The sequence below is a fragment of the Enterobacter sp. 22499 genome (assembly GCF_052044815.1).
Taxonomy (GTDB): domain Bacteria; phylum Pseudomonadota; class Gammaproteobacteria; order Enterobacterales; family Enterobacteriaceae; genus Enterobacter; species Enterobacter bugandensis.
Genome location: NZ_JBQENR010000002.1, coordinates 203,514 through 215,682 on the forward strand (window position 1 = coordinate 203,514; position 12,169 = coordinate 215,682).

Genomic DNA, 12,169 nt, shown 5'->3' on the forward strand with positions numbered 1-12,169 from the left:
TCGGCGTTACAGCGTTTGCAGCAGGCTCGCTAACTGGCGATTGATTACCTGCTGGTTAAAATCGGTTTCAACTTTTTGTCGGGCATTCTGGAGCACAGGCTCCAGCGCCTGCTGGTCGATGTCGCTGAAGGCAGCCAATCGATCCGCAAGAGCCATCGCGTTATTCTCCGGCACCAGCCAGCCGGAATGATCAGATTTGATCAGCTCCGGGATCCCGCTGTGCAGCGTCGATACCACCGGGATCCCAACGGCCATCGCCTCCATCAGCGCCACCGGAATGCCTTCCATATCGCCATCGGCGCCAGTTACCGAAGGCAGCAGGAACACGTCCGCCTCATCGAGCATGGCTTTAACCTCATGGCTCGGCTTGAAGCCCGGCATCTCGACGACATCGTCCAGCTGATACTGTTCGATAAGCGTGCGCAGACGACGTTCCCACGGGCCAATGCCGAGAATGCGATAGTGGAACGCCACCCCGCGCGCCTTCAGCTGTCGGCAGGCTTCGATGGCCACGTGCAGACCTTTCTTCTCGGTCAGACGGGCTACGGAGATGATCTGCAGCGGTTTTCCCGGCACCTTAACCGGGCGGCGAGTGAAGCGCGTTAAATCCACGCCCATACGCGACACGGCAATTTTCTCCCCCGGACAGCCCATGCTTTTCAGTCGTCCGGCCCACAGGTCGCTGATGGGCAGCATCATGTCGCCGCGGCGGAAAAGCGCCTGATACTCCGGCGTGTAGTGGTTCAGCACCTCGCGGCTGGAAATGTCGATACCGTGGAAGATGGTCGCAATTTTGCCGTCAATTACGCCAAGCTCACGCAGTTTCGCGGCGGTGACCCCCGCCGGGCCAAAGTGGGCGATAAACACGTCGGCACGATACGGCTGCGCCGTTTGCCCGCAGATGGCCGACAGAATTAAATTGCGAGATTCCGATCCATAGCGGGAAACGTTCAGCGCGCGCCACGTCGACGCGCGGTGGATCCCGCGTAACGTCTGGCTGGCCCGGTAGCGCAGCTTGCTCAGCTTCCCGGCCGGTTCGTCCTGCAGCCAGCGGGTCTTGGCCTCCAGCCCATACTGGGCATACGCCGCATGGGTATTTTTGGTGTCGCCCTTTTGCAGGGCGACGATCTCCACGTCATATCCCATATCGATAAACGCGGTAATTTGGTTCAGTACAAAGGTCTCAGACGACAGCGGAAATTTCAGTAAGAAGAAACCAACCTTCATTTCCCCTCCCGCACGCGTTCAAGTACCGATTTCACCATCCCAATGCCCTTCTCGCGCTCGGCTTTCACCGCCACCGCCAGGCGTTCATTGATCGCGGGCAGTTGACCCAGGGTGTCCCCCACCATTGCACCGAGCGATCCGTCCAGCAGATGACGAATATCCACGGCCATCTCCGGCATGCCAAGCTGCTGCATAATCCCGGCGGACTTGTGCTCATAGTTAATGGCGATGGCCGGCGTGCCAAAGTTCATGGAGATAATTGCCGAGTGCAGACGGGTACCCACGGTCAGGTCGCAGGCTGCGAGCAGTTTGCCCATCTCCAGGTCGTTCAGCTCGTCCATCACCACGTGGTAGCGGGACGGGTCGTTCACCAGGTTGCGCAGGTTCAGCGCCACCATGCGGTCATCTTTGTTGTAGCTGTCGATGCCGGTACAGGTTGAGAGCGCCAGCACCTGATAACCGCTGTCCAGCACGCGATTCACCACGTCGGCGAACGCTTTCTCATAGGCTGCCTGGGTGGTGCCAAGACGCTTATCGAACGGGGCGAGTTCACGCAGGGTAATCGCAACGGTTTTCTGTTTCGCCGTCACGTCGAGCCAGTGCTGCACCGCATAGCTCGGCTGGAAGTCATTGTCCTGGTGATCCACCAGCCAGGCGGTATCCACGCCGTGTTCTACTTTAGAGGTGTCAATTTCGCTACGCTTCATCATGTCGAGGCTGACCGATTCGCGCAGGATCAGCGCGTCGCAGTGGCCAAACACATAATTTGCGAGCTGGTTAAACTGCGGATCCTGGAACGGCCCGACGCTGTGGCCGATCATAAACAGCGGCTTTTTCGCCATGAACGTGCACAGCGCATGCTCAAACTGCGGCACGCCGTAGAGATCGACGAAGAACGAGCCGCCGACCTGAATAATGGCGTCATAGCCGGAAAGCAGGCGCACGAAATCGGTAAAGCCCTGCGCGATCGCGATGTTGCGCAGCCTGCCGGTGTCGGTGACGCGGGAAAGCAGCACCTGATGCTGGTAGCGACGGCGCAGCACTTTCTTCACGCGCCCCATCACGCCCGCGGCGTTGTTGTGCTGTTTCATCTGGCTGTAGAGCGGGTCGCCCATCACCGGGCGGTTCAGTAACCAGGATGAGCTGACCGGATAACGGCTCATCACATCCACTTCAGTCTCAGGCTTAAGGGTGTTAATTGCATCCAGTAAACCGCGCAGGATGGCGCTGTCGCCACGGTTGCCGCAGGTATGGTTGCCAAGAATTAATAATTTCATAATGGCCTCTTAAAGAACTAGCCTGCGCGAAGCAGCGTTTTCATTTTTTCGTTACGGCAAAACTGGCGCTTCAGCTCTACCACCAGCGCGTTGCGCGACAGCACAATCATCACGCCAAACGCCAGCGCGCCCGCGGCAACCTGCACCGCCAGCAGCGCGGCCAGCGGCAGATGCCCGCTGAGGATAATGCCCAGACCGTAGCTCACCGCCAGGGTCGGCAATGAGAGATAGAACGGCAGCCACAGGCTCAGGATGTACTGACGGTAGCTGGAGCCCAGCACCGGTTTGATCATGATGAAGTAGCTCAGAACGGTATTGACGATCTGCACCAGCAGGAAGCCCAGCGTGACGCCGATGGCGCCCGCCATATGCCCGCCGACGATAATCGCCGGAATAAACAGGAAAGTTTTGAACACGTTGAACTTAAAGCTGATATCCACGCGCGCCTTCGCCATCAGCAGAGAACCAATCGGATTGCCCACGGAGCGCAGCAGCCCCACCACGCACAGCAGCTGCAGGATCGGGATAATGCCGTTCCACTTCTCGCCAAACACCAGCGGCACGAAGTTGCTGGAAACCACCATCAGCCCCAGCAGCACCGGGAAGTTGATAATCCCCACCACGGAAAGCAGCTTGTAGAAGTTGACGCGCAGCTTCTCGGTGTCGTCCTGAATCTTGGCGAACGCCGGGAATAGCACGCGAGTGATAATGGGGTTCAGCTTCATAGGAGGAACAACCGCAACGTTATAGGCCAGGTTGTAGCCCCCCGCCACGCTCGCGCCCAGGATGCGCGCCAGCACCAGCGTCGAGAGGTTGGTGTTCACATAGTTAATAATGCTGTCCGCCGTCAGCCACGCACCAAAGCGCAGGTTGGACGAGACGGACGCGAGAGAGAAGCGCAGCCCCGGACGATAAATCTTGCGGCCAAAGTAGCCGAACAGCAGCGTACGCACGGCAGAGTTAACCAGGTAACCGAGGATGGCGGTCATCGCCAGCGGCCAGAAATGGGCGCTCACCACGGTAAAGGTAAAGCCCGCCAGCACCGCGCTGGTTTCAATCATGCCGATTTTGTTGAACTCCAGCTCTTTCTGCATCAGCGCACGGAACTGCTGCCCGTGCGGGATCACCACAAAGGCAAACGACAGCGTGCGCATCAGCGGGGCGAGATCCGGGTTGTGCAGCACGCTGGCGATGGTGTCGCTCAGCAGGAACACCAGCACAAACACGAAAATTCCCAGCCCCACGTTCAGCCAGTAGAGCGTGGTCAGCTCGAGATGGCTGATCTCTTTACGCTGGATAATGGAGTTGGCGATACCGAAGTCAGACAGCGTGTCGGCCAGCGCGATAATCACCAGCGAGACGGTCAGCAGGCCGAACTGGTGGTTATCGATAATGCGCGCCAGCACCGTCATCTGCACCAGGCCGAGGCCAATGATGACGATGGTCGCCATCGCTGACCACTTGGCGCCGCTGATGGTTTTTTCACGTAAGCTCATCTTAGTACGCCGCTTTGTTCACGAAACCTTTGAAGATGGTCAGAAAAACAATCTTGATATCGAACCAGAGGCTCCACTCGCGGATGTACTCCAGATCGAACTCGATGCGTTTTTCCATTTTTTCCAGCGTGTCGGTCTCACCGCGCCAGCCATTGATCTGCGCCCAGCCGGTGATGCCCGGCTTCACCTTATGGCGCAGCATGTAGCCTTCAATCAGCGAACGGTACTGCTCGTTATGCGCCACCGCGTGCGGACGCGGGCCAACAATCGACATGCCGCCGGTAAAGACGTTGATGAACTGCGGCAGCTCGTCAAGCGAAGTGCGGCGCAGGAAGTTCCCCACGCGGGTGACGCGCGGATCGTTCTGCGTCGCCTGGGTCACCACCTTGTCGTTTTCCATGACCTTCATGGAGCGGAATTTCCACACCATGATTGGCTTACCGTCCATGCCGTAGCGGGTCTGACGGAAGATGACCGGGCCGGGAGAGCTCAGCTTCACCGCCAGGGCGATGCAGCACAGCACCGGGGAAATGAGCAGTAAAATCAGGGAAGAGAGTACGATATCTTCCACGCGCTTGAGCACGCGGTTAATCCCCGACAGCGGCGTGTCGTACAGCGGTACCACCGGCACGCCGTTCACCTCTTCAATGCGGGAATGCAGAATGTTGAAGGTAAACACGTCCGGGATCAGGATCACCGAGCAGGTCGTGTCCGCCAGCTCGCGCATCAGCTGCTTGATGCGGGTTTCGTCTTTCATCTGCATGGCAATATAAACGTTGTGAATTTTGCCCGCTTTCGCGTCTTCAATCAGCTGGTCGTAATTGCCCGCCCAGTCAGACGGCACGCCACCCGGCTTCGCGTCGTGATAAATCCCCACCACTTCAAAGCCTAACCACGGCTCTTTGCGGAAGCTGTCGAGCAACACCCTCCCCACCGGCAGATCGCCTGCCACCGCCACGAAACGACGGTTATAGCCGCGGTTACGCAGCCAGCCCGCGCCAAAGCGGATCAGGGAACGGCACACGACCATGCCGACGCTGGTTAACAGGTACCAGCAGAGATAGGTCACAAAGCGGTTGTCAAAATCATGGCTGAACGCCACCAGACCGGCGCTGAAGATCAGGCTCAGAGTCCAGTTCTGCAGCAGCAGCATCAGTTCGGTGGTCATTTTCACGCCGCGCCACGAGCGGTAGAAATCGGTCATTCCGCCGATCATCTGAAACACAACCAGCGCAATCAGGGCCATCAGAAGATGCATATATAAGAACGGCAGCCCGCTGATCCGACACACCGCCCACAATCCACCGACCATGATGGTGATATCAGAAAAACGCTGCACCATAGAGATTAACGATGCATTCGTTCTCGCTCGTTCGCGTTTTTTTAGATTCGTCATCGTTGTTCCTGTATTCGGTTCCCCCTCCCGCCGGGAGGGGCAATTGTTACTGATTCAACAGCGCCAGAATGTCCTTCGTTCGGGCTTCCATCAGCGCCGTATCAGCGCGGGATTCCACGTTCAGACGCACCACCGGCTCGGTGTTGGACGAACGCAGGTTAAAGCGCCACTGCGGGAACGCCATGCTGATGCCGTCCGTACGGTCAATCTCCAGCGCGTGAATGGCAAAGTGCTGTTCAACGCGGGCAATCGCCTCGGCCGGCTGCGCCAGCTTGCTGTTGATCTCCCCGCTCGCCGGGAAGGCCGCCATACGGTCGCGCACCAGCTCGCCCAGGCTCTGCCCCTTCAGGCACAGCAGCTCAGTCACCAGCAGCCACGGGATCATCCCGCTGTCGCAGTAGGCAAAATCACGGAAATAGTGGTGGGCGCTCATCTCGCCGCCGTAGATGGCGTCTTCTTCGCGCATGCGCTCTTTGATGAAGGCATGGCCGGTTTTAGACATCACCGGCTCGCCGCCTGCGGCCTTCACCACATCCACGGTGTTCCAGGAAAGACGCGGATCGTGAATGATCTTCGCGCCCGGGTTTTTCTCGAGGAACGCTTCCGCCAGCAGGCCAACGATGTAGTAGCCTTCGATAAACTGCCCTTTCTCGTCGAACAGGAAGCAGCGGTCGAAGTCGCCGTCGAAGGCGATGCCCATATCGGCACCGTGCTCAATCACCGCGTTACGGGTGTCGTCGCGGCACTCCGGCAGCAGCGGGTTAGGAATACCGTTCGGGAAGTTACCGTCCGGCGTGTTGTGTACCTTGACGAAGGTCACCGGCACGTTCAGCGCCTTAAAGCGGGCTTCCAGCGCATCGACAACCGGGCCTGCCGCGCCGTTACCAGAGTTGATGACCAGCTTCAGCGGCTTGAGGTTCGCCACGTTGATGTAGCCCAGCAGGTGGTCGATGTACTCTTTCTGCAGGTTAATCTGCTTGTAGCTGCCGCGCTTCGCGTCGTTCACCGGCGGGAAGTCGTTGGCTTCCGCGAGGCGCTGCACGTCGCGCAGACCGGTGTCGCCGCTAATCGGGCGCGCGCCCTTGCGCACCAGCTTCATGCCGTTGTAGTCCATCGGGTTGTGGCTGGCCGTCACTTCGATACCGCCGTCCACGCCGAGGTGGAAGGTGGCAAAATAGATCTCTTCGGTACCGGACAGGCCGATGTCCAGCACGTCCACGCCCGCGTCCTGCAGCCCTTTTGCCAGCGCCAGCTTCAGGGATTCACTGGTCAGACGCACGTCGCCGCCCAGCACGATGGTCTTAGGTTTTAAATATTCGCCGTACGCGCGGCCGATGCGCCACGCGATGTCTTCATTCAGCTCTTCGCCCAGCTTGCCGCGAATATCGTAGGCTTTAAAACAGGTTAATTTTTCCATGATGACCCCTTTTTCAGGCAACAGTTGGCCCTGACCACTTAATGGCCAAATTTATTTTTGTCATTCGTAGGCCCGGCAGGCGCAGCGCCGCCGGGCATGATGCGGCGTGCTACACGCGGCCGTAGCGATCCTGGAAGCGCACAATATCGTCCTCTTCCAGATACGAGCCGGAGCGCACCTCAATTAAGTCGAGAGGAATTTTTCCCGGGTTTTCCAGACAGTGCGTGGCGCCCAGCGGAATATAAATGGACTCGTTTTCACCCAGCAGCTTCACTTCGCCGTCGATGGTCACTTTGGCCGTACCCGCCACCACCACCCAATGTTCAGCGCGGTGATGGTGCATCTGCACCGACAGCCCCTCGCCCGGCTTCACGGTGATGCGCTTCACCTGATAGCGGTCGCCCGCGTCGATGGAGTCATATTTGCCCCACGGACGGTACACTTCACGGTGAATGTGGTGTTCGTGACGGCCATCGGCCTTGATCTTCTCAACCACTTTTTTAACGTCCTGCACGGCGTTACGGTCGGCAATCAGCACCGCGTCTTTGGTCTGGACAACCACCAGATCCTTCACCCCGACGGTGGTGACGAGGCCAGACTCGGCGTAAACGTAGCTGTTTTCGGTTTTGTGGCTAATCACATCGCCGTGATGGACGTTACCCTCCGGGGTATGGGCGCTGATCTCCCACAGGGAGGACCAGGAGCCAACGTCGCTCCAGCCTGCATCCATCGGTACCACCACCGCGTCAGCCGTGCGTTCCATCACGGCGTAGTCGATAGACTCTTCCGGGCAGGCGAGGAACGCCTCTTCATCCACGCGGATAAAGTCGAGATCCGGGTCCACCACCGCCATCGCTTTTTCGCAGGCGTTCAGAATATCCGGGCGGTATTTGCGCAGCTCTTCGAGATAGCGTCCGGCGCGGAACAGGAACATCCCGCTGTTCCAGTAATATTCACCGCTGGCGACATAGGCCTGCGCGGTTTCGAGATTCGGTTTTTCGACAAACTGCGCCACGTCAAACGCCACGCTATCGCCCTCACCCGGCGTTACGCTGCCGCGACGGATGTAACCGTAGCCGGTTTCCGGCAGATCCGGCACAATGCCGAAGGTCACCAGTTTGCCGCTCTCGGCGTAAGGGATCGCGGCACGCACCGCGTCGCGGAATGCGTCTTCCTGCTGGATAACGTGATCTGCCGCCAGGACCAGCATCAGCGGGTCACAGTCAGGACTGCTGCGTTTTGCCGCCAGCGCCGCCAGGGCGATCGCGGGCGCGGTATTACGTCCGGCAGGCTCCAGGATGATGTTTTCCGTGAGCTTGTTCAGCTGACGCAGCTGCTCGGCAACGATAAAGCGGTGCTGTTCGTTACAAATCACCACCGGGCTTTCACACTCCACGCCGTGCAGACGGTTTACCGTCGTCTGCAGCATGGTGAGATCCCCTTTCAGGCAGAGGAACTGTTTTGGATAGAGCACGCGGGACAGCGGCCACAACCGGCTACCAGAGCCACCAGCCATCACAACCGGATACAAAGTGGTTTGACTCATGATTTATCCCCGTATATCTGCAATAAATTGGCTCAGCACGTTCTCTTTCTCGAGCGTGCGTTCGGCATATTCACGTGCCACCGTGTTCACTTTTGGCATGGCGAGTGCCTGTTCAATGCCGGTGACCAGCGCCGGGACCGATTCCGGCTCCACGCACACGGCAATCCCCGGATAGCTGCCACACAGCTGGCCTAATTCTGTTTCGGCTTCCGCCGTAATCACCGCGTTACCGCCCACTGCCAGAATGTTGGTCAGCTTGGACGGCAGCACCGCATCCGCCGCGCCGCGTTTTTGCACGACCAGATGGCAATCCGCCATTTTCAGCAGCGCAGGCAGCGCGTCGTACGATTGCAGCGGGAAAAACTTCACGTTGGTCAGGCCGCGTTCACTGGCCATCTTTTCCAGCCGCGCTTTTCCCCCGCCCTGTCCGACAATCACAAACGTCCACGGCTGTTCGATCAGCAGCTGGGCCGCTTCAATAACGCTCTCCAGCCCCTGCTTTTCGCCGATGTTGCCTGAGTAAAGAATGATTTTTTGGTCATCAGGCAAACCGAGCCGGGCGCGCAGCGCCTGAGCCTCTTGCTCCGTCACGTCGCGAAAACGCGCCACTTCGGACCAGTTCGGGAAGAAGATCACCTTCTCCGCCGGGACGCCCTTCTCCTGCGCTTTGTTCATCATCGAGCGCGAGATCGTTGAGACGTAGTCCACGTTGTGTAAGCCACTGCGCTCAAAGGCGCTGGCGAGCTTCGCCACCTTGCCGCCCTTGCCTTTCCCGGCCATACCCAGACCGAGCATGGCGTCCACTTCATAATCCTGAATGTGCAGCAGGGTGCGCGCGCCGGAGAGTTTTCCCAGCAGGCGCATGCCCGGCGTGCAGAACAGCGTCGGCACCACGCCGATAATGCGATCCGGCTTCCAGCGACGCTGCGCCATCAGCGGGAAGAAACTGCTGAGGGCAAAGCTGCCCAGATGAATTAAACGTTTCAGCGTCGAGGGCTGTTTCGGCACGTAGAGCGGGCAGCGCCAGACGGTCGCGGCCCCCTCTTCGCGGCGATAGCGCCAGCTGGAATAGCGTTCGCCTACCTTCCACTCCGGGTAGTACGGCGGGGCAGTAATCACCCGCACGTCATGTCCCTGGCTCGCCATCCACTCCACCATCTCGCCGGTGTATTTCCCGATACCGGTTAATTCAGGCGAGTAGTTAATTCCGTAGACGAGGATTTTCATAGTCCTGGCACCTCGGCCTGACGTTCCGCGAGGAAGTACGCCCGACTGTTGTCATGGACGTTGTCGCTTGCCAGCAGCGCCTCTGGCGTTAGCCAGCGGTAATCGTCATGCTGAGAATCAGGCAGACGCAGGTCTGCCTCACTCACCTTCAGGCGGAACCCCAGCACGATGTAGTGCGTGGAGAACCCGGTACCCGAAAAGTTATCGTCATAGAAGTGCTGCCAGACCCCGTAAAACTGGCCCGCTGCCATCGGCAGCTGCAGGCCCAGCTCCGCCAGAGTGAGACGCTCAAACGCATCAACCAGCGTCTCATCCTTCTGCACGCGCCCGCCGGGCACGAACCAGAAGCCCTGTGCAGGACGATTGGTTCGTTTCCCCAGCAAGAACTCGCCGCGTTCGTTCTCCACGATCAAATCAATCGAGATGAGCGGAGTGGAACGCACTACCGTGGCAAAATCTTCCTGACTTAAAAACATCATTACCCCCGGAAGCGGTGCTGGTTTTCCAGGAACCACTGGTAGGTGCTGGCCAGCCCCTGCTCCAGTGAGACCTCGTGATACCAGCCCAGCTGATGCAGACGGGTCACGTCCAGCAGCTTGCGCGGCGTGCCGTCCGGTTTGGTCGCGTCAAACACCACGCGGCCCTTGTAGCCCACCACCTGCGCGATGGTCTGCGCCAGCTCGCGGATGGTGCAGTCCACGCCGGTACCCACGTTAATGTGCGACAGCATCGGCTCGGTGTTTTCCTGCCACACCTCGCGATCCAGCTCCATCACGTGAATGCTGGCTGCCGCCATGTCGTCCACGTGCAGGAACTCGCGCATTGGCGTCCCGCTGCCCCACACCACCACGTCCGGGGCGTTTTCGGCAGTCGCCTCGTGGAAGCGGCGCAGCAGCGCCGGGATCACGTGGGAATTGCTCGGGTGGAAGTTATCGTGCGGTCCATACAGGTTGGTCGGCATCACCGAGCGATAGTCGCGGTTATACTGACGGTTGTAGGATTCACACAGCTTGATCCCGGCAATTTTGGCAATCGCATACGGCTCGTTAGTGGCTTCAAGCGTGCCCTGCAGCAGCTCGCTTTCGGCAATCGGCTGCTTCGCCATCTTCGGGTAGATACAGGATGAACCGAGGAACAGCAGCTTGTTCACGTTGTGCAGATGCGCCGCGTGAATGATGTTGCTCTCGATCATCATGTTCTCGTAGATGAAATCCGCCGGGTAGGTGTTATTAGCGACAATGCCGCCCACCTTCGCCGCCGCCAGATACACCTGGTCAATGCGTTCGTTGGCAAAGAAGTCCTGTACCGCACGGCTGTCGAGCAGGTTCAGCTCGTCACGGGTGCGGACAATCACCTCTACGTCACCGCGCTGTTCCAGCTGGCGGACAATCGCGGAACCCACCATTCCGCGATGACCGGCGACAAAAATACGTTGTTTTGTCATTCTCAGGACTCCAGCGCGATGGCAACCTCGTAGCCATGAGACTTGAGCAGGGAATGTTTTTTCGCTGCTTCAAGATCTTTGGCCACCATCTCGGATACCATCTCCTGCAGAGTGGTTTCTGGTTTCCAGCCCAGCTTCTCGTGCGCTTTGGTTGGGTCGCCCAGCAGGGTTTCTACTTCAGCAGGACGGAAGTAACGCGGGTCAACCTGCACAATTACGTCGCCTGGCTTCACGCCTGGCGCGTCGTGGCCGGTCACGGACACAACGATACCCTTCTCTTCCACGCCCGTGCCTTCGAAGCGCAGTTTGATGCCCAGCTGCGCCGCAGCCATCTCAACGAACTGACGCACGGAGTACTGCACGCCGGTCGCGATCACGAAGTCTTCTGGCTGTTCCTGCTGCAGCATCATCCACTGCATTTTCACGTAGTCTTTGGCATGGCCCCAGTCACGCAGGGAGTCCATGTTGCCGAGGTGCAGGCAAGATTCCAGACCCTGAGCAATGTTGGCGATCGCGCGGGTGATTTTACGGGTCACGAAGGTTTCGCCGCGGCGCGGGGATTCGTGGTTGAACAGAATGCCGTTACAGGCGTACATGCCGTAGGATTCACGGTAGTTCACGGTGATCCAGTAGGCGTACAGTTTTGCTACCGCATACGGAGAGCGCGGGTAGAACGGCGTGGTCTCTTTCTGTGGAATTTCCTGCACCAGGCCGTACAGCTCGGAGGTAGATGCCTGGTAGAAGCGAGTTTTCTTCTCAAGACCGAGGAAGCGAATCGCCTCCAGCAGACGCAGGGTACCCATGGCGTCAACGTCAGCGGTGTATTCCGGGGACTCGAAGGAGACCGCTACGTGGCTCATCGCCCCCAGGTTGTACACTTCATCCGGCTGTACTTCCTGCAGGATACGAGTCAGGTTGGAGGTATCGGTCAGGTCGCCGTAGTGCAGGTGGAATTTCGGGTTCGCCGCGTGAGGATCCTGATAGATGTGATCCACACGTTCGGTGTTGAAAGAAGACGCACGACGTTTAATACCGTGCACTTCATACCCTTTCTCCAGCAGCAGTTCTGCCAGGTAAGAACCATCCTGCCCGGTAACGCCGGTGATGAGAGCGACTTTAGACATGTTTATATTCCTCTA

General features: G+C 58.7%; 10 protein-coding genes. All 10 read right to left on the reverse strand.

Annotated elements, in window-relative coordinates; translation table 11 throughout:
- Window positions 1-6 precede the first annotated feature (6 nt).
- Window positions 7-1,227, reverse strand: coding sequence for a colanic acid biosynthesis glycosyltransferase WcaL (wcaL, locus tag ACTJI7_RS08910; RefSeq protein ID WP_047367929.1), 1,221 nt, complete (start codon window positions 1,225-1,227; stop codon window positions 7-9).
- Window positions 1,224-2,504: a colanic acid biosynthesis pyruvyl transferase WcaK gene (wcaK, locus tag ACTJI7_RS08915; protein ID WP_088204823.1), complete on the reverse strand. Its 1,281-nt coding sequence runs from the start codon at window positions 2,502-2,504 to the stop codon at window positions 1,224-1,226. The genes wcaL and wcaK overlap by 4 nt, the downstream gene beginning before the upstream one ends.
- A gap of 17 nt (window positions 2,505-2,521) precedes the next feature.
- Entirely contained in the window at window positions 2,522-4,000 is a 1,479-nt protein-coding gene (gene wzxC / locus ACTJI7_RS08920) for an MOP flippase family protein (protein WP_248204050.1), read from the reverse strand.
- A 1-nt stretch (window position 4,001) separates the two neighbouring features.
- The gene (gene wcaJ / locus ACTJI7_RS08925) at window positions 4,002-5,396 is read right to left on the reverse strand and encodes an undecaprenyl-phosphate glucose phosphotransferase (RefSeq protein ID WP_028013790.1); all 1,395 of its coding nucleotides are present in this window, start codon (window positions 5,394-5,396) and stop codon (window positions 4,002-4,004) included.
- A 46-nt stretch (window positions 5,397-5,442) separates the two neighbouring features.
- Complete coding sequence (gene cpsG, locus ACTJI7_RS08930) at window positions 5,443-6,813, reverse strand: colanic acid biosynthesis phosphomannomutase CpsG (RefSeq protein WP_041909126.1); 1,371 nt, start codon at window positions 6,811-6,813, stop codon at window positions 5,443-5,445.
- A gap of 109 nt (window positions 6,814-6,922) precedes the next feature.
- Window positions 6,923-8,359: a mannose-1-phosphate guanyltransferase gene (gene cpsB / locus ACTJI7_RS08935; protein WP_028013792.1), complete on the reverse strand. Its 1,437-nt coding sequence runs from the start codon at window positions 8,357-8,359 to the stop codon at window positions 6,923-6,925.
- A gap of 3 nt (window positions 8,360-8,362) precedes the next feature.
- The gene (gene wcaI / locus ACTJI7_RS08940) at window positions 8,363-9,586 is read right to left on the reverse strand and encodes a colanic acid biosynthesis fucosyltransferase WcaI (protein WP_100169988.1); all 1,224 of its coding nucleotides are present in this window, start codon (window positions 9,584-9,586) and stop codon (window positions 8,363-8,365) included.
- Complete coding sequence (locus ACTJI7_RS08945) at window positions 9,583-10,062, reverse strand: GDP-mannose mannosyl hydrolase (protein ID WP_074135958.1); 480 nt, start codon at window positions 10,060-10,062, stop codon at window positions 9,583-9,585. The genes wcaI and ACTJI7_RS08945 overlap by 4 nt, the downstream gene beginning before the upstream one ends.
- 2 nt (window positions 10,063-10,064) lie before the next feature.
- The gene (gene fcl, locus ACTJI7_RS08950) at window positions 10,065-11,030 is read right to left on the reverse strand and encodes a GDP-L-fucose synthase (protein WP_024908102.1); all 966 of its coding nucleotides are present in this window, start codon (window positions 11,028-11,030) and stop codon (window positions 10,065-10,067) included.
- 2 nt (window positions 11,031-11,032) lie between these two features.
- Window positions 11,033-12,154: a GDP-mannose 4,6-dehydratase gene (gene gmd / locus ACTJI7_RS08955; RefSeq protein WP_003863514.1), complete on the reverse strand. Its 1,122-nt coding sequence runs from the start codon at window positions 12,152-12,154 to the stop codon at window positions 11,033-11,035.
- Window positions 12,155-12,169 lie beyond the last annotated feature (15 nt).